Annotated in this window: 16 protein-coding genes, 1 other RNA gene and 1 pseudogene; 9 read left to right on the top strand and 9 right to left on the bottom strand. The window is 39.9% G+C overall.

Translation table 11 applies throughout. The annotated features are described in order from the left end of the window. Positions 1-4: 4 nt before the first annotated feature. Positions 5-613 (bottom strand): orotate phosphoribosyltransferase, encoded by a 609-nt coding sequence (gene pyrE, locus F3G88_RS02160; RefSeq protein ID WP_149715254.1) that lies wholly within the window; start codon positions 611-613, stop codon positions 5-7. 118 nt (positions 614-731) lie between these two features. On the opposite strand from pyrE, the gene F3G88_RS02155 reads away from it, so the two are divergent. From F3G88_RS02155 to thyX, 3 genes are all read left to right on the top strand, one after another. Beyond that, positions 732-2,099 carry a Na+/H+ antiporter NhaC family protein gene (locus F3G88_RS02155; RefSeq protein ID WP_149715253.1) on the top strand — a complete coding sequence of 456 codons (1,368 nt, stop codon included), beginning with the start codon at positions 732-734 and terminating at the stop codon, positions 2,097-2,099. Positions 2,100-2,223: 124 nt separating this feature from the next. Beyond that, on the top strand, positions 2,224-4,668 hold the full coding sequence (flgE, locus tag F3G88_RS02150; RefSeq protein ID WP_149715252.1) for a flagellar hook protein FlgE: 2,445 nt from the start codon (positions 2,224-2,226) through the stop codon (positions 4,666-4,668). A 92-nt stretch (positions 4,669-4,760) separates the two neighbouring features. Continuing rightward, positions 4,761-5,390 carry an FAD-dependent thymidylate synthase gene (thyX, locus tag F3G88_RS02145; RefSeq protein WP_149715251.1) on the top strand — a complete coding sequence of 210 codons (630 nt, stop codon included), beginning with the start codon at positions 4,761-4,763 and terminating at the stop codon, positions 5,388-5,390. 45 nt (positions 5,391-5,435) lie between these two features. Here thyX and F3G88_RS02140 read toward each other — a convergent pair whose 3' ends face one another. The 6 genes and pseudogenes from F3G88_RS02140 to ruvC form a co-directional block, all read right to left on the bottom strand. Further along, positions 5,436-6,542 carry a DNA adenine methylase gene (locus F3G88_RS02140; RefSeq protein WP_149715250.1) on the bottom strand — a complete coding sequence of 369 codons (1,107 nt, stop codon included), beginning with the start codon at positions 6,540-6,542 and terminating at the stop codon, positions 5,436-5,438. Position 6,543: 1 nt separating this feature from the next. Beyond that, positions 6,544-7,059, bottom strand: a complete 516-nt coding sequence (gene luxS / locus F3G88_RS02135; RefSeq protein ID WP_012140684.1) for an S-ribosylhomocysteine lyase — start codon at positions 7,057-7,059, stop codon at positions 6,544-6,546. 97 nt (positions 7,060-7,156) lie between these two features. Further along, on the bottom strand, positions 7,157-7,597 hold the full coding sequence (locus tag F3G88_RS10695; protein ID WP_411160869.1) for a methyl-accepting chemotaxis protein: 441 nt from the start codon (positions 7,595-7,597) through the stop codon (positions 7,157-7,159). A gap of 735 nt (positions 7,598-8,332) precedes the next feature. Beyond that, a pseudogene (locus F3G88_RS10690) lies at positions 8,333-9,082 on the bottom strand (cache domain-containing protein); the annotation flags it as partial. Between the two features lie 105 nt (positions 9,083-9,187). Next, on the bottom strand, positions 9,188-9,877 hold the full coding sequence (locus F3G88_RS02125; RefSeq protein WP_149715248.1) for an MOSC domain-containing protein: 690 nt from the start codon (positions 9,875-9,877) through the stop codon (positions 9,188-9,190). A gap of 16 nt (positions 9,878-9,893) precedes the next feature. Beyond that, positions 9,894-10,373 carry a crossover junction endodeoxyribonuclease RuvC gene (gene ruvC / locus F3G88_RS02120; RefSeq protein ID WP_103567041.1) on the bottom strand — a complete coding sequence of 160 codons (480 nt, stop codon included), beginning with the start codon at positions 10,371-10,373 and terminating at the stop codon, positions 9,894-9,896. A 122-nt stretch (positions 10,374-10,495) separates the two neighbouring features. Here ruvC and dnaA point away from each other — a divergent pair, with 122 nt between their 5' ends. From dnaA to F3G88_RS02095, 5 genes are all read left to right on the top strand, one after another. Beyond that, positions 10,496-11,806 (top strand): chromosomal replication initiator protein DnaA, encoded by a 1,311-nt coding sequence (gene dnaA / locus F3G88_RS02115; RefSeq protein ID WP_103567040.1) that lies wholly within the window; start codon positions 10,496-10,498, stop codon positions 11,804-11,806. Positions 11,807-11,959: 153 nt separating this feature from the next. After that, positions 11,960-13,027 carry a DNA polymerase III subunit beta gene (gene dnaN / locus F3G88_RS02110; protein ID WP_021087099.1) on the top strand — a complete coding sequence of 356 codons (1,068 nt, stop codon included), beginning with the start codon at positions 11,960-11,962 and terminating at the stop codon, positions 13,025-13,027. 17 nt (positions 13,028-13,044) lie between these two features. After that, positions 13,045-15,354, top strand: a complete 2,310-nt coding sequence (gene gyrB / locus F3G88_RS02105; protein WP_103574195.1) for a DNA topoisomerase (ATP-hydrolyzing) subunit B — start codon at positions 13,045-13,047, stop codon at positions 15,352-15,354. A gap of 53 nt (positions 15,355-15,407) precedes the next feature. After that, complete coding sequence (queF, locus tag F3G88_RS02100) at positions 15,408-16,067, top strand: preQ(1) synthase (RefSeq protein WP_223228707.1); 660 nt, start codon at positions 15,408-15,410, stop codon at positions 16,065-16,067. Then, positions 16,067-17,302, top strand: coding sequence for an HD domain-containing protein (locus F3G88_RS02095; RefSeq protein WP_103603060.1), 1,236 nt, complete (start codon positions 16,067-16,069; stop codon positions 17,300-17,302). The genes queF and F3G88_RS02095 overlap by 1 nt, the downstream gene beginning before the upstream one ends. Here F3G88_RS02095 and ffs read toward each other — a convergent pair. Further along, positions 17,289-17,386: signal recognition particle sRNA small type (gene ffs / locus F3G88_RS02090), an RNA gene on the bottom strand. The genes F3G88_RS02095 and ffs overlap by 14 nt on opposite strands. 113 nt (positions 17,387-17,499) lie before the next feature. Between ffs and F3G88_RS02085 the strand changes: the two genes are divergently transcribed. Continuing rightward, positions 17,500-17,934 carry a hypothetical protein gene (locus F3G88_RS02085; protein ID WP_149715247.1) on the top strand — a complete coding sequence of 145 codons (435 nt, stop codon included), beginning with the start codon at positions 17,500-17,502 and terminating at the stop codon, positions 17,932-17,934. A 301-nt stretch (positions 17,935-18,235) separates the two neighbouring features. Here F3G88_RS02085 and F3G88_RS02075 read toward each other — a convergent pair whose 3' ends face one another. After that, the gene (locus F3G88_RS02075) at positions 18,236-18,655 is read right to left on the bottom strand and encodes an RDD family protein (RefSeq protein ID WP_149715246.1); all 420 of its coding nucleotides are present in this window, start codon (positions 18,653-18,655) and stop codon (positions 18,236-18,238) included.

The following is an 18,655-nucleotide window of genomic DNA, read 5'->3' as shown; positions in this document are numbered from 1 at the left end:
AAATTTAGTTGCCTCTGCTTCCAGGCTTAATAGCCTTGCTACCACTCTTACAAAGCGGACAGTGCTCTGGCTCGTAAATTTCAAATTCAAAATTCCCCAAAGCAAAAAATGGCTTATCACTTGGCAGTTTTGCATTTGCCTTAGCTTCATTGCCTAAATTTGCAACCTTACAAAAACCGCGGTTTGCAAGTGCCGCAAAACCAACCACCTCTCCCCCAAGGCTCTCTATGACACGAGCCGCCTCAAGTGCTGAGCCACCAGTTGTGATGATATCTTCACAAACTATAAATTTCTCGCCCTTTTTCACTTCAAAGCCGCGCCTTAGGCTCATCACCCTATCAACGCGCTCTGTAAATATAAAGCGCTTTTTCGCCGCGCGAGCTAGCTCATATCCAGCTAAAATTCCACCAAGTGCTGGCGAGCAAACGCTATCAAATTTAATGTCAAATTTCTCTATCACAGCGGCAAGCTCATCTGCTAGCTTTGCCGCAAGTGCTGGATCTTCAAGCACCTTTGCACTTTGTAGATAAAACTGCGAGTGGTTGCCGCTACTTAGCAAAAAGTGCCCCTCTAAATATGCCCCAGCGTCCTTATAAATTTTCTCTAAATCCATCGCTTTTTCCTTTTAAAATTTGCCAAAAATCTTAACACATACCCACTTAAGCCACTCTTTTTAAAATTTAATAAGCCCCACGCTTGTATAATTCTTCCAACATACAAAAAGGACACTCATGCTTCTCTTTAACCCTGTTGTTTTTAGCATTTTGGTGATGACGGTGCTATGTTTGCTGCGCTTTAACATCCTACTTTCTATCCTCGTTTCTGCGCTTGTCGCTGGGGTTATGTATAAGCATGGTTTTAGCGGATTTGAAAGTGGCTTAACAAGCGGAATAGATAGCTTTTTTACAGCTCTAAAAGAGACCACTCAAAGCCTCATAAGCGGCATGCAAGGCAACCTTGAAACCTCGCTTAGCTATATCTTGCTAGGTGCTCTTGCAGCTGCCATAGCAAATACAAATTTAACAGCCATTTTGATAAATGCAATGAGTAAATTTCTTAGCTCAAATAAGGTCATTTTTACGCTAACCATCGCCTTTATCGCTTGCTTGTCTCAAAACTTGATCCCAGTTCATATAGCCTTCATACCTATCTTGATCCCGCCACTTCTTGCTCTTATGAATAAGATGGGTATAGATAGACGTGCGGTGGCTTGCGCTCTTACATTTGGACTTCAAGCGCCTTATGTTAGCCTTAGCGTTGGCTTTGGTCTGCTTTTTCACAATATCCTTAAAAAAGAGCTAGCAAACAACGGCATAAACACAACCATATCAGATATCTCATCAGTCATGTGGATAGGCGGTGCGTCGATGTTAGTTGGCCTTATCATCGCTATTTTTGTCTACGGCAGAAAACGCGTTTATAAAACATCTAAATTTGAAAAGGCCGAGCTTGATGAGATCGAGCGCGCAAAAAGCCTTGAGATGACTAAAAAAGAGTGGGCGGTCTTAGCTGGTGCGGTTGTCGCCTTTGTCGTTCAAATTTACACTTCGCTCTTGCCACTTGGCGCGCTACTTGGACTTTTGGTTATGGTCGTTTTTGGCGGAATAGAATATAAAAAAGTAGATAAGATCATGGATAATGGCCTTGCTATGATGGGCTTTATCGCATTTATCATGCTTGTTGCTGCGGGATATGGCACCATTTTAAGAGAGAGTGGCGGTATAGATGAGCTTGTAAAATACGCTAGCTTGGTCTCTGGCGGCAAGATAGGCGGAGCGCTTTTGATGTTACTTATCGGACTTCTTGTGACGATGGGCATAGGCACTAGCTTTGGCACTATCCCTATCTTAGCCTCTATCTACGTGCCACTTTGCCTTAGTCTTGGCTTTGGCGTGCCAGCTATCATCTTGCTAGTTGGTATAGCAGCGGCTCTAGGCGACGCTGGAAGCCCAGCAAGTGACAGCACACTTGGGCCAACGAGCGGTCTAAATGCTGATGGTGAGCACAACCACATATATGATACTTGCGTGCCTACATTTGTATTTTTTAACATCCCACTAATCATCGGTGGCGTCGTAGGTGCGTTGATACTTGGATAAATTTGGCGTTAAAAGCGCCAAATTTCTCTTTTACCTTTTTCTCATTTTGCCGATATAAATTTTGGAACATCTTTTGCTTTAGAAAGATCATAAAAAATTTTAAAACGAGAAAAAGGATAAGCTCATGATGAGATCACTTTGGTCTGGTGTTTCAGGCCTACAAGCCCACCAGATAGCCATGGACGTAGAAGGCAACAATATCGCAAACGTCAATACCTATGGTTTTAAATACAACCGCGCAAATTTTGCTGATATACTAAGCCAAACTCCAAGAGTTGCTACCGCTCCACAAGGTCAGCTAGGCGGTCAAAACGCTATGCAAATAGGTCTAGGAACGACTATAAACTCAACTACAAGAATTTTCTCACAAGGCACACTAACAGCCACTGATAAGCAAACCGACCTTGCTCTTCAAGGAAATGGCTTCTTTGTCGTCTCTCCAGATGGCGGAACGACAAGATACTATACAAGAAACGGCGACTTCGTCCGTGATAAGGCTGGTAACTTTGTAAATAATAGTGGCTACATCGTTCAAGGCTGGACTAGAGATGATGAGACTGGCACTATCGACTCAACAGGTCCTATAAGCAACATCGTCATCAAAGAAGGTCTTACAACTCCAGCAAGAGCGACAACAGAAGTTAAAATAAAAGGCAACCTTGACTCAGGTAACACCATCGGTCAAAGAAGCACGCCTATATATGCACTTGACTCAGTTGCAGGCGGACGTGACTACAATAACGATGGAATTTTAAATGCAAACGAAGTTCATAACGAAAATGATACAAACAACGACGAATTTTATACAAACTCAAGAAACGAGCAAATCTTAACAGAGCGTGGCGTCGATCTTGGTGTTACATTTGACGAGCTTGGAAACGGACTTGCACTAAGAGATGGACAAGGTATCTGGGTAAGCTACGCAAACGCTAAGACTGAGAAATTTTCAGTAGGTAGCGCTCTAGCACAAAATATCGGTCAGATCAACCCACCAGCTACACTTGATATAACACTAAATGGACAAAATATCAAAACTCAAGCTGGCACGATGACAAGCATCAGTGACGTTGCTGCTGCTATCAACGCTCAGTACAACAAAACTGGCGTTAGAGCTGAAATTTCAGAGGGTAACAAACTAACGCTTATAAACAGAAACAACTCAGGCACAACCGAAGAGACAAAAAACATCCACCTAACAGTAAATGCTGGAAACACAGTTGGCGGTCTAGCTAGCAAAGACATCATCACAGCTTATCAATATGTCTATACAAGCTCACAAACAACAGCTGTTCATCCAAATAACGACAAAATCGCAAGACAAATAACAACAACAGAAGATCTTCGTGCAGCTATGCAAGAGGATGCTAGAAACCACGTTGATTATAACGGCGATGGTCAGATCAATGCAAATTCTGACGCACTTGATGCAGCAAAACTTGCAACTGCTGCTCACAAGGTAGCTCCAGGCACTGGTGGCGCAGCTATAACAAATCCAGCTTATGCACTAGCATATAACAACGCTTATGCAGCAGCAGCTGGCACGCCTGATCAAAAACACGCAGCCGGTATCGCAGCACTTCAAGCAGCAGCTGGAGATGATACAAATGACGGCGTAAAGATCACTGTAAATAAACTAGGTCAATTTCAACTAGAAAACCCTACAAACGAAATGGCTGATCAAGCCCTTTATATGACTACAACTGGTCTTACAAAACCAGCTCAAGGCACAAACAACGCAGCAGTAAACGAAAACGTTCGCTTTACAAATATCATGAAAGCACTTGATGGCGCACTAAGCCCAGGTCAAGCACTAAGAGCGAGCGGTAAGATGATGATGTCAAGCCACGGCTCAACGGCTGAAATTTTTGACTCACTTGGCTCAAAACACACAGTTAGTATCAGATGGGCAAAGACAGGTACTACAACAGATGGTGGTACAGAGTGGAATATGATCATCCAAGTGCCAGAGCCTGCTAAGATAAACTACACAGGCGAGGGTCCAGACAACGTCGTAACTGGTTCATTGAGATTTAACTCAAACGGCTCACTCGCTAGCTTTCACCCAGCTACGATAACATTTTCAGCTAACAACGGCTCACAAAGTGGTCAAAATGTTAGTTTAAATTTTGGCTTGGGAACTGATTTTAACGGACTAACAAGCTTTGATAAAGACTCATCAACTGAGTCTATCTCACAAGATGGCTACACAGGTGGCACACTAAACGACCTAAAGATCGATGAGACTGGCACTATCATCGGTGCATTTACAAACGGACAAAGCTTTGGTCTAGCTCAAGTGGCACTTGCTAGCTTTACAAACAACGAGGGTCTTCAAAGTGAGGGTGGAAACGTCTTTTCACAAACTGCAAACTCAGGCGAAGCAGTCATCGGTGCAGCTGGCACAGGCGATAAAGGAACGATCGCGGCTTCAAAACTAGAAGCTAGTAACGTCGATCTAAGCCGTGCGCTAACAGATCTTATCGTCATCCAAAGAGGCTTTCAAGCAAACTCAAAAACTATCACAACAAGTGATGAGATGCTAAACACACTTCTTCAACTAAAACAATAATCATAAAGGGGGCGCTCGCTCCCTTTTAAATTTACAAATAAAATCAGCCTTCTTTTTGTAAAATGCTAAAAAATTTCACAAAAAGAGAAAATATGCAAGTAACACTTCTAAATCACACCCCACTAAATATCTGCTCTCACGCGATCCGCACATGCTGGCAAAGCTTTGAAAAAGGCGACAATGGCGGCGAAAAAGATGTCGAGCTGATAGATAGGGTGGGTAATAAATTTAAACACGCATCAACGCTGGAGCATCTTTACTACAACTTCTACATCCAAGGCATCTCGCGCGCACTACTTCAAGAGCTAGCCCGCCACCGCGTAGCGAGCCTAAGCGTCAAATCAACCCGCTACACGCTAAAAGAGCTAAAAAAAGAGGAGAAATTTGAAGTAGGGCAGTTTGAGCGTGCGGCTAAATTTATCGTGCTAACAAATGACGAAATGGTCGATAACGCAAGCATAAAAGCGCTTGAAAACTTACGTGAAATTTTAGCCTCAACCACAAAGAGCCTTGATATAGTTAAATACTGCTTGCCAGAGTGCTATAAAACTGAGCTTACGTGGAGTATAAATGCTAGAAGCTTGCAAAATTTTATCTCTTTAAGAAGCTCAAAATCAGCCCTTTGGGAGATAAGAAATTTAGCAAATGCTATCTACGACGCCTTGCCAAATGAGCATAAATTTATCTTTGAGAAGTGTTTGCCAGAGGATGAGCAAAACTAACAATTACGTTAGTGAAATTTAGAAGTGATGAAATGAGCGCTAAATTTACTTTTTCAAAACGTAAAGAAGTTCGTCTACGTGGATGTTTCTAGCTTTTAAATTTCTGCTGCCGCGGTAGGCATTATATTTTTGGCGAAGTAGATGAACTTTGCCCATTTTATTTAGGTTTTTATCAAATTCATCTTGGTTGATAAAGCCCTCTGAGTTAAACGAGATAAGCACAAATTTAGCCTTTAAATTTGCTATGAGCTCAAAAAATGCCTCGCTTGCTGACGATTTTTTATTAAAAACTGATCTATTCCAGTCCTTTGAGATGCCTGAAACTTTTGAAATTTTACTTGGCTCAGTGTAGCTTGCGATGAGATTTAGCATGAAGTAGTTTGAGCCGTATGGATGCTGGTTATAAGGCGGATCAAGATAGACTAGATCAAGCCCATCAAGCTCTTTTGCCAGCAAATTTGCGTCCTTTTGATAGACCTCAAATGGCACGCTAAAATTTGAGAAAATTGGTTTTGTCAAATTTATATCAGAAGTGATCCTTGAGATGGCATTTTGCCCTCTGCCGCCAAACTGGCCAACCCCCTCTTTATTTTTATGAAAACCTTTAAAAATTCCACTCGTATTTGCATGCACGCTTGCATTATAAAGTAGCGGAGCTATGAAAAATTTTCTCATCTCCTCTGGCAAGAGCTCATCTATGAGCCTTCTTGCAGTGTCGATGAATATGGCATTTTTTCTTGTGTAAAAGACCCGCTCGCCCCAAGCGATATTTTCGTCATCTTGTGGGGCGTAAAGCCTTGTTATAAAGCCCTCATGAAGGCTATTTTTTATCTCTTTTTCAAGTCTCATTTGCCAGAAATTTATCTCATCTCTTAGCTCATTTGTGGCGTTTTGCAGATAGCATGAGTTTGTGATGAAGCTATAAAGCTCCAAGTCGTTGGCGACTAGAAATTCGCTATTTTGTTTTAAAAACCTAGCCACCACGCCGCTTCCACTAAAGAGGTCACAGCAGCTAAGCTTCTCTTTTTTAAGCTCGTCTTTTGCGTATTTTACGCCTCGCTCGATAAAGCCTAAAAGAGAGCGTTTGTTACCAAGATAGGTTAAAATTTGCTCTTTTAGATAGGCTTGATTTTCTTGTCTAGCTGGTTTCAAATCAGTGCTTTTTTAGTCCCATAGCATCAACGTCAAGCTTGATCTCATCGTTATTTATGATGACTAGGCCTTGTGCTAAAATTTTGCTTGCTATGGCGTGTGCCTCATCAAGTGAGTGCATCTTGTAAGTGCCGCATTGAAATTTATTTAGCTCTGGGATCTTATCTTGATCTTTGACCTCTAAGATATCTTTCATTGAAGCAAGCCATGCCTTTTTTACAGCTTCTTCGCTAGGTGTGCCGATCACGCTCATATAAAAGCCAGTCCTGCAACCCATCGGCGAGATGTCTATGATCTCTACGCCGTTGCCATTTAGATGGTTTCTCATAAAGCCAGCAAATAGGTGCTCTAAAGTGTGAGTGCCCTTTTCTGGCAAAATTTCTTCATTTGGCTTACAAAATCTCAAGTCAAAAACGCTGATATCATCGCCTTTTGGGGTCTTCATACTCTTTGCAAGTCTTACTCCTGGGGCTTTCATCTTCACATGATCTACACAAAAACTATCAAGTAGTGGCATATATTCTCCTTTAAATTTTTGGTAATTTTAGCGTAAAAAAGATTTAAAATTTAAAGGCTCACGTAAATTTACATGAGCCTAGTAGTATTTTTGGGTATTAAAATTTATTTTTTCTAACGTCTGTTAGTATGACCTTCGCCATGCCGTCTATCTCGCTAGTTACGTCGTTTGTGTTACTAACAACGCTTCTATTTTCTTTTGTGACGTTATCTATCTGAGCGACACTTCTATTTATCATATTTATGCCCTCAGCTTGCTCTTTTATAGATTCACTCATCTCGTTAATTGACTGAGCAAGGACATTTGTATTTGCCTCGATCTCACCTAGACTTTTTTGTGTGCGTTCAGCTAGCTTTCTAACCTCATCAGCCACGACTGCAAAGCCACGTCCATGCTCACCTGCACGCGCTGCTTCTATGGCTGCATTTAGAGCAAGTAAATTTGTCTGATCAGCGATGTCACGGATGATAACGATGATGTTTTTGATCTCTTCGCTTTGTCTTATGACGTCCCCTGTCTTTTGTGAGATAGCATTCATCGAGCTACTCATCTGCTCAACCGCAGCCGCGCTCTCTTGGATAGAGTCAGCTTGTTTGCTAGCACCATCAGTTAAATTTCTCATAGACTCAGCAAGCATAGTTGCCTTTTCTTCTAAATTTTGAGCTTGATTTAGGTTGCTATTTAGCATAGCGCTTATAGCATCACCTGCATTATTTATGCCAACTATCATAGCTTTTAGATCAGCTTCTATGTCATCTCTTAGCTCGATCTTAGCGGTGTAGTCGTTATTTGAGTAGGCTTTTAGGATATTTATGACGCTGCCTAAATTTTGACTGATAGAGCTAAAGAAAGTATTTAGCAGATCTTTTAGCTTGATAAGCGATGGGTTATTTGGGTTCTCATTTAGTTTAACGCCTAAATTTCCTCTTATCATGTTATTTGCAGCTACATTTAGCTCTTCAAGCATGGTGTTATCTTTCTTGATGCCAGCTATGACTTTGTCTATGTTTTTATTTATCTCCTCGCTCATCACGCCAAATTCATCAGTCGTGTGGATGTCTAGCTTGCTTGGGGCAGTGCTGCTCTCATAAGTGATAAATTTAAAGGTATCAGAAAGCTTCTCTTGGATAACGCTGATAGGCTTAAGTGAGCGTTTTAGTAGCACGAAAACAATGGCTGAGAGTATGACTATAAAGAGCACTGCAAGCATTAGCTGAGCTTTTAAGATAGGCATAGTATGGTTTGAAAAGGTATCCGCACCTACTGCGACAGTTGCAAGCCAGCCATCATCGTTGATAGGTAAAATTTTAGCCGTTACATCTTGGTTTTTAGAGTTTTTATATGAGATCAGACCATTTTCGTCAAATTCTTTATTGGCATATTTTTCTGAGACGACCTTTGTAGCTGGCAAGATAGTGCCAACTTCTGAAGCTACGTCAGAAAAGAGCATAGTGCCATCTTTTTTCATTATATAGGCATATCCACCATCACCAGTGTTGCCTATCTCGATGATCTTGTCACTAACTTTTTTTACATCTATATCTATACCAACAACGCCAACAAATTTGCCATTTTTAGTAACAGGAGCAGTAAAACTCATAACAAGATCATTTGTAGAAGTGACCCTTGGCTCGGTATAAATTTCTTTATTTTTCTCTTTTGTGCTCTTATACCAGCCTCTAGTTCTTGGATCGTAGTTATCAGCTACGGTTGTTCTTTTACCATCTGATTGGAAGAAGTGTCCATCCTCATCGCCGTAATAAATATAGCTCACCGCAGAGTTTGCGACCTTTTTCTCTGATAAGACAAAGTTCATTATCTCATCGCCACTTTGAGCGCTCTCAACGACTGATGAAATTTTCTTGATATGCTCTAAATTTTCATCAAAAAAAGTGTTTGCAACACTCTTTATATCTTTAAGGACCTGATCCTCTTTGCCACTGACAAGCTCAACGATCTTGTCCTTTGAAGTAAAATAACTAACCGCCGAGATAGCACAAAACGAGATGATGAGTAAGATCATCAAGGCTAGTGCTATCTTATTTGTGATAGAACGAAACACCTCTGCTCCTTTAAATTTTGTTTGAAATCCATTTGCAAAACAAAATCGGAGCAAAAGTATAAATGTTTATAGTGTTCTCATAAATTCGGTGCTATAAATTCCCTCGATGCGTCTTTTCATATCATCATGCCAGCCATTTGTAAGAGTGGTGAGGGCGTTAAATTTCTCTAGTAAATTTAAATTTTCACTTGGCGCGTAAAAGAGCCTATTTATCTCTAAAATGCTCATATGAACGGGGTCATTTTCTATAATCTCTATCATGTCGCCTGCTTTGCATGAGCCTGGCGTAAGGACGCGGTAGTACCAGCCAGTAAGGCCTGTTTCAAAGATATGTGTCGCCATATTTTCATTGCCCCATCTTTTTGAGAGCTTAAAGCATGGCTTTCTAGGCTGCGAGACTTGAAGCACAAGCGAGCCCACCTTGTGGATATCGCCCACATAGACGCAGCTCTCATCAAGCCCATCAACGCATAAATTCTCTCCCATCGCCCCATAAGCCATATTTTTTAATCCTAAAAATTTCTCCCACTCGGCGTAGTTTGCAAATGAATTTGCAAATACAGCTTTCTCAGGGCCGCCGTGATGCTTCGTATCAGCGACGCTATCGCCCTTAAAGCCAAGCTCATTTGCGAAAATTTCGCCATTTTGAGCTACTTTAAAAATAGCTGAGCTCCAAGGTAAATTTAGCTTATCAGTCGCATTTTGCGAGCCGTAGTTTTTCACATCTCCGATTAGTAAAGCTTTTAGTATTGCCATATTTTTCCTATCAAATTTAGTTTATTCTTAAATTATTCGCGTGAGTTAGTGCGATCGCGATCGCATCGGTGATGTCAAGGGGTTTTATCTCTTTGTTTATACCTAAAATTTTCTTCACCATAAATGCCACCTGCTCTTTGTCAGCCTTTGCCTTGCCAGTGACCGTTTTTTTCACTTGAAGTGGCGTGTATTCGGCAAAATCCCCATGAAGCTGCAAAATTTTAAGACTAAGTGCCCCACGAAACTGAGCTAGCTTTAAGACCGTTTTTGGGTTGTAGGCAAAAAAGATGTCCTCTATCGCGACCTCGTCAAATTTATGGTTTTTAAAGATGAGGTCAAGCCCCTCGCAAAGCTCTGTTATTTGGTACTGAAGCGTGTTTGGCTTTATCTTTATAAGCCCAGCTTCAAGAAGAGTAGTTTTAAATTTGCTCTTTTCAAGTATCGCGTAACCGCAATTTTTCGTGCCTGGATCGATTCCTAAAATTTTCATCACAATCTTTTCAATACTTTTTCACGACTTTTTCACGCCGTGAAAAAGTTTGTCAGAGTTTAACAAAGGTTTTATTAAATTTAAGATAAAATCGCTAATAAAATTCATTAAATAAAAAGGGTTGAAATTTGCTAGCAGACGAGATTTTAGAGCTTTTACAGACAAAAATATCAGCTAATGAATTTGACTGCTACATCAAACAATTAAAATTTAATGAAAAGGCTTCAAACGAAGATTTTATAGTTTTTAACGCCACGAGTGAATTGATGGCTAAATTTATAAAAACTAGATACGCCGAAAAGATCGCCTACCTTTACGAAGTAAAAACCGGCAAAAAGCCAGAGGTCGAGATAACAAGCCAAACAAAGCTAAAAAACATAAAACAAAGCCAAGTAAATGTAAAGCAGATCAAGGCGCAAAGCAGTATCTTAAACCCTGGATATACATTTGAAAATTTTGTCTGCGGCGACTCAAATCAGTTTGCATTTTTAAACGCAAAAGCAGTTGCAGACAAGCCTGGCGTGCTTTACAACCCACTTTTTATCTATGGCACAACTGGTCTTGGCAAGACACACCTGCTTCAGTCAGTTGGCAACTACTGCCTAGATCAAGGTAAGGTCGTCATCTGTGTGACGAGCGATCAGTTTATGATTGATTTTACCACGCATCTAAATAGCCACTCGATGACTAAATTTCGTGAGAAATACCGAAACTGCGACGTTTTGCTAATTGACGACGTGCAGTTTCTTGGCAAGACAGATAAAATTCAAGAGGAGTTTTTCAACACATTTAACGAGCTCATTGCCAAAAAAGGTCAGATCGTCATGACCTCAGACCGCCCAGCAAAGATACTAAAAGGCTTTGATGAGAGGCTAAAGTCTAGGTTTGAGCAAAGCATAATGGCTGATATCACGCCGCCTGAGCTTGATACAAAGATAGCCATCATCATCAAAAAATGTGAATTTGACAAAATTTACCTAAACAAAGAGGTCATCGACTACATCGCTACAAACATGGGCGATAATATCCGTGAGATCGAAGGTGCTATCATAAATTTAAACGCCTACGCAAGCTTGATGAGAGTTGAGATAACGCTTGAATTTGCTAAAAACACACTAAAAGATCTCATCAAAGAGAAGCATGAAAATATAAATTTAGAGACCATTATAGAGATCGTTAGTAAAGAGCTAAATATCAAGCCAAGCGACATAAAAAGCAAGTCAAGAGTGCAAAACATCGTAGAGGCTAGACGCATCATCATCTACCTTGCGAAGATGCTCACTACAAATTCGATGCCGCAGATCGCAAACTATTTTGGTATGAAAGACCATAGCGCCGTTAGTCACAATATAAAAAAGATAAACGAGCTCATGGAGAGCAACGAAATTTTCAACCTCAGAGTGACTGAGATAAAGAATAAAATTTTAACAAAAGGATAAAAATAGAATGAAATTCGTGAATAAATGTGAAGAAATGAAAAATTCTTTTCACATTTTAAACAACGATGCTGGCGTGAGAAAAGATGGTTTTCACACTTTCACGCTACCAACTAATACAACAAAAAGAAAATTAAAAATAAGAGGGAGTATTTAATGAAGGTTTTAATAAACAAAAACATGCTTGAGAGCATAGTAACAAACACTAATCCATATCTCGAAAAAAGAGATCTTAGTGCTATCACTTCTCACATCTACATTTCAGCAAAAGATGGAGTTTTAAACATAAAAGCGACTGATCACGAGATAGGACTAGCATATAAACTAAGCAACGCAAAGATCGTTGATGAGGGCTATGCAACAGCAAATGGCAAAAAGCTACTTGACATCATCAAAAGCCTAAAAGATGAAGAGGTAACGCTTGAAACTGTTAATAATTATCTTTACATCAAGCAAAAAAACTCAAAATACAAACTTCCTATGTATAAATTTGAAGATTTCCCAGAGTTTCCAACGATAGAAGGCAAGGCTAAATTTAACATAGACGCCATAATGCTAGGCAGAAGCTTAAAGAAAATTTTGCCATGCATTGATAGCAATAACCCTAAATTTGAGCTAAATGGCGCTTTGCTAGACATAAAACAAAACTATATAAATATAGTAGGCACTGATACAAAAAGGCTAGCTGTATTTAAATTTGCAAATGAAGCGAGCAATGAGTTTTCACTCATCATCCCTAAAAAGGCGATAAATGAAATTCAAAAGCTATTTTTCGACAAGATAGAAATTTATTATGATGAAAACGTCCTCATCGCTCAAAGCCAAAATTTTGAGTTTTTCACAAAACTGATAAATGGCAAATTCCCTGACTATGAGCGCGTTATACCAAAAGATATTGCTATAAGATTTGAGCTAAGCAGAGATAAGATGGTTGAGGGTATAAAGACTATATCGATGCTAAGCGATCAGATGAAGATAACTTTTTCAAAAGAGAGCATCACGTTTGAGAGCATCATCGAGGACAACTCAGAAGCCAAAACGATGATAGAGTTTCAAACTGGACTTGAAGAAGATATCAGCATAAATGTAAAAAATAGAAATTTAATAGACTTCTTACAAAGCATAGAAGATGAGAAATTTGAGTTTGGATTTAAAGATAAAAATTTACCTTTCGTTGTTAGCTCAAAAGAGCTTCTAACAGTTATAAGTCCATTAAATATATAAGTTAAAAAAGGTTTATGATGGAAAATAATTATGGCGCAGAAAATATTAAAGTACTAAAAGGTCTTGAGGCGGTCAGGAAGCGCCCAGGCATGTATATAGGCGATACTAACGTTAGCGGTCTTCACCATATGATCTACGAAGTCGTTGATAACTCTATCGACGAGGCTATGGCAGGATACTGCGATACGATAGATGTTGAGCTTACTCGTGATGGCTCAGCGATCATTAGTGATAATGGTCGTGGTATCCCAGTAGATATGCACCCGACTGAGAAAATTTCAGCTGCGACTGTTGTTTTAACTGTGCTTCACGCTGGTGGTAAATTTGACAAAGATACTTATAAGGTCTCTGGCGGTCTTCACGGCGTTGGTGTATCTGTTGTAAATGCCCTTTCTAAAAAGCTAGTCGTAAATATCAAACGTGATGGCAAACTTCATAGACAAGAATTTTCATGTGGTATCCCACAAAGCGATCTTGAAGTTATAAAAACTACAAACCGCACAGGCACGCAGGTTGAGTTTTGGCCAGATGATAGTATATTTGAAGTGACTGAATTTGACGATGAAATTTTAGTAAAAAGATTTCGCGAGCTAGCCTATCTAAATCCAAAGATAACTATAAATTTCAAAGATCAAAGAAATGGCAGAAGCGAGAGCTTTCATTTTGAGGGCGGTTTAGAGAGCTTTGTGACTGATATGAACAAGGCAAATGCTGTCAGCAAAGCGGTCTCATTTAGCGGCGGCGAAGATGACGTACTTGTTGATTTTGCCCTGCTTTACAATGACACTTATAGTGAAAATTTACTAAGCTTTGTAAATAACATCAAAACTCCAGATGGCGGTACTCACGAAGCTGGCTTTAGAGCGGGCCTTACAAGAGTTATCACAAACTACGTTCAAGCAAACGCTGCTGCACGTGAAAAAGATACAAAGATAACTGGTGAAGATATCCGCGAGGGACTTATCGCAGTTGTGAGCGTAAAGGTGCCAGAACCGCAGTTTGAGGGACAAACAAAGGGCAAACTAGGTTCAAGCTACGTAAAACCTATCGTTCAAAAGATGGTTTTTGACGTGCTTACAAAGTATTTTGAAGAAAATCCTATCGAAGCAAGAGCGATAATGGATAAAGCTCTAATGGCAGCTCGTGGTCGCGAGGCTGCTAAAAAAGCTAGGGATCTAACTCGTAAAAAAGAGAGCATGAGCGTAGGCACACTCCCTGGCAAACTAGCTGACTGCCAGAGTAAAGACCCAGTTATCAGCGAGCTATATCTAGTGGAGGGCGACTCTGCTGGCGGTTCTGCAAAGCAGGGACGTGATAGAGTTTTTCAAGCGATATTGCCGCTTAAGGGTAAAATTCTAAACGTTGAAAAGGCAAGACTGGATAAAATTTTAAAGTCTGACGAGATAAAAAATATGATAACAGCGCTAGGCTGCGGTATCGGAGATGAATTTGACGCTGAAAAGCTTAGATATCATAAGATCATCATCATGACCGACGCCGACGTCGATGGTAGCCACATCCAGACGCTGCTTTTAACTTTCTTCTTTAGATTTTTAAATAAAGTTGTAAAAAACGGCCACATCTACCTAGCTCAGCCGCCACTTTACCGCTATAAAAAAGGTAAAAAAGAAATTTATCTAAAAGATGAAAAGGCACTAAACGAATTTCTTATCGAAACTGGTATCGAGGGCGTTGATATAGAGGGTATCGGCAGTGCTGATCTCATCGACTTCTTAAAGATCGTTGCAGCTTATAGAAGCGTCTTAAAAGAGCTTGAAAAACGCTTTAACGTCCTTTCAGCGATCCGCTATATGATAGAAAATCCAGACATCGTCTCAAAAAGCTACAATGAAATTTTTGAAATTTTGAGGGATTTCTTAAAAGCTGAGGGTCATAACATATTAAACCACTACGTTAGCGAAGATGAGGTTAGAATTTATGTCCAAACAGAGAGCGGACTAGAAGAGCTTGTGGTAAATGAAAATTTATTTACAAATCCACTCTATGAAGAGGCGCTTTATATCAGCCAAAAGATAAAAGAGCGTGGATTAGACTTGCATAGTGACGTTATAGACGTGCTTGATGAAGTAGAGAAGAATGCGAAAAAAGGTGCATATATCCAGCGCTACAAAGGTCTTGGTGAGATGAACCCAGAGCAGCTTTGGGAGACTACTATGAACCCTGAGAACAGAAGACTTTTAAAGATCGATATAAACGACGCTATAAGCGCTTCTGACACGTTTAATCTCTTCATGGGCGATGAGGTCGAGCCAAGAAGAAACTACATCCAAGACCACGCAAAAGATGTTAAACACTTGGATATTTAAAAGGTGATCAAATTTAAATTTGACCTGGTTAGTAAAAATATAAAGGATAAAAAATGAGCGAAGAGATAGAGATAGAGATGAAATACGGCGAGAAAATTTTGAAAGAATTTGACGTAGAGAGTGACCTTGAGGTCTGGGAAAATAAACAAACAAGGGACTATGTCATAAAGATCACTCTGCCTGAGTTTTGCTGCCTTTGCCCTCGCTCTGGTTATCCTGACTTTGCGACGATATACATTGAGTACATACCAAACAAGCTTGTTGTAGAGCTAAAAGCGATAAAGCTTTATATAAATAGCTTTATGAACCGCAACATCAGCCACGAAGATAGTATAAATGAAATTTACTCTGTTTTAGAGAAAAAGCTTGAGCCTAAATTTATGAAGATAGTTGGCGACTTTAACCCACGTGGAAATGTCCATACGGTTATCGAGATCAGCTCTGATCTAGTCGTAAAAAAGCCAGTTGAGGAGAAAGAATTTACTCCAAGAACTAGAGAAAGAAGTAGCTTTGGCGATAAGCCACGTGAGAGACGTAGCACAAGCGATCGCGGTAGTAGCAGGGGCAGCAGTAGAGTTGGTGGCAGCAGAGGTGGCAGAGATGATAAATTTCAAAAAGATGACAAGCCAAGAAGAAGTTCAAACAAAGAGGGCTTTAGAAAGATAAGCTACGCCGATGATAAGAAGCCAAAAGTAGTCAAAAAGGATAAATAATGATAAGTGCTAAGCTTATAGAACATATCTTTAAAGCAGCATCTATATCACGTTGGAACGACTATCCAAAGATGACAAATTTAGTCGAGCTTGACAAGCAGGCTCATAAATTTATCATTGCTTATTTCATAGCAAAACAAGAGCAAAATGCCGATATGAACTACATCATAGAGGCTGGAATTTTTGAGTTTTTAAGCAGGGTCGTAGTCACAGACATACGTCCTGACGTCTTTCACCACATCCAAAAGACAAAAAAAGAGCAGATAAATAGCTGGGTTTTAAGCAACCTTGAGACGCTCATCTCAGATATCGAAGGTGGCGAGTTTTTGGAGAGATTTAAAAACCACTATAAAAACGACAAAAGTCACGAAAAAGAGCGCCTTATACTAAAAGCAGCCAGCTATCTTGCCACGAGGTGGGAATTTTCTATCGTCTATCAAACGAGCCAGTTTTTAAGCGATATCGACGAGCTTAAGGCGAAGGTTGAGGAGGAGATGGAGGATTATTACGAGTTAATTGGCGTTAGAAAGATCGCTATGAATCAAAAACTAGCCCGCCTTGTTGATCTAAGCGGCAGGCTAAGGTTTCAAAAGCGCTGGGCACAAACGCCTCGCATTCCTGAAACTGCGGTCTTAGGACATATGCTAGTTGTTGCGATACTTAGCTACTTTTACTCACTAAAAGCAAAAGCTTGCAAAAAACGCTTAGAAAATAACTTCTTTTGCGCACTATTTCACGACCTTCCAGAGAGCCTTACAAGGGATATCATAAGCCCTGTAAAATACGGCGTAAAAGGGCTAAATGAGATCATCAGCGAGTATGAGATGAGGCTTATTGATGAGAGGATTTTGCCATTTGTGCCAGAAAAGATCAAAGATGAGTTTAGCTACATCCTTGGTATCAGAAAAGATGGCGAGAAATTTATCAAAGATGAGTTTGAAAATAGGACTTACGAGCGCAAGATCATCTGCCACGAAGGGACTATGGAGAACGTAAATGAGGATAAATTTAACCCGATCGACGGCAAAGCACTAAAATACTGCGACAAGCTCTCAGCCTACATCGAAGCTGGAATTTCTATAAGCTACGGCGTCAAGTCAAAAGAGCTAACTGATGGCTTTAATAATATGTATAAATTTTTTAGCGAAAAACCTAAGATCGACGGAGTGGATTTTTTAGAAATTTGCGATGATTTTAATGAGCATTTTGGTTTAGAAAGACCCCCTCTCAGATGACTGCGGCACACACTTAATACAAGTGCTCTGCTGTGTTCCCACCCTGAAGCGGTGCTCATAAAAAGCATTGCACAGGTCTAAGAAGGAGCTTCGCAATCATACAAAAACTATACTTAAATTTAGTTTTATAGTTACATTTTTAAAAATTTAGCTTTAAGAGTATATAATCTCACATAAATTTCACCAAAAGTAGGGCAATGTCAGGAAAGATCAAACTTCGTTTTTTATCGGCTTTTAGGGATTTTTTCATCTATCATCACAAGTCTTTAGAGTTTCGTGCCAAAATTTTTGCTGCGATTATCTCGGCTAAATTTGACCCAGACGAAGATGATTTTTCCATCTTAAATGACATCGTAAATGAAATTTATGAAAACGATCAGACTAGAAAAGACTTCTTAATCCAAACCGTTAGAGAGTACGTGGCAAGGGTCAAAAGAAACGATAGAATCACGCTTGACACGCTTCTTTTATGCATAGATAAAGATATGAAAGACCACAAAAGATACGCTAAAAAGATAGACTTTTCGCACCTTCGCCGCTTAATGAGTGGCTGCGAGGAGGAAATTTTAGTGCAGCAAAGGGTCTATGAGTTTTTGATAAATGAGGTCAAACTCTACTCGCAAAGCGCTTAAATTTCACTCAAATTTAATCAAAAATTTTCCGTGGCTTGTAGCTAAATTTACATTGATAAATGTGCATTATTTTGTGATAAAGCTGTTGCCAAGATAAAAAATTAAGCGTATAGATTAGCCCGCTTGTGATGAGTGGGACTGGTTACACTTTCTTGGCGTCGCTTGCTTGGCTACCTTGAAAAGGGCAAGAGCCTAGAGGAGGCTATAGGGCTTTCAAAAGAGTATTCTGCTCTATTATAAAAGAGAGTATCGACACAAAGCTAGGCAAAAACCGTCTACTTTGGAACGGAGCGAAGTAAATTTAAACTGCTTTTTGCACTGCGGCTGAGTGAGTGATGATGTCGTGTAAATTTAGCTTGTCTTTTCTAAAAAAGCAAAGGCAAAGTCCGATGATGCTAAAGCCAGCAAACGCAAAGCATATTTGGCGCAAGATCGCGTGAAAAAGGCTTAGTTTTTTGCCAGTTTGTAAATTTATGAGATAAATTTCTTGTGCCTTGTAGCCTGGAGTTTGCGCCTTTATGCTAAAAAATAGGCACATTATAAGTGAGATGATACTATTTACCACAAAGATCGCAAGCTGGTTGTTTAAAAATTCCTCTTTACCGCCAAGAACAAGATATGTGCTGATGTAAAATACTGGCATACCGATGATAAAAAGATCGATGATAGAGGCCTTTACTCTAGCCCAGATCGGTGCGATTTTTGCCTTTTGTTTTGCCAA

The organism is Campylobacter concisus, assembly GCF_902460675.1.
In the GTDB taxonomy this organism is placed as follows: Bacteria; Campylobacterota; Campylobacteria; order Campylobacterales; family Campylobacteraceae; genus Campylobacter_A; species Campylobacter_A concisus_AJ.
The sequence above is the reverse complement of the archived record's forward strand: the minus strand, read 5'-3'. Positions and strand labels throughout refer to the sequence as shown.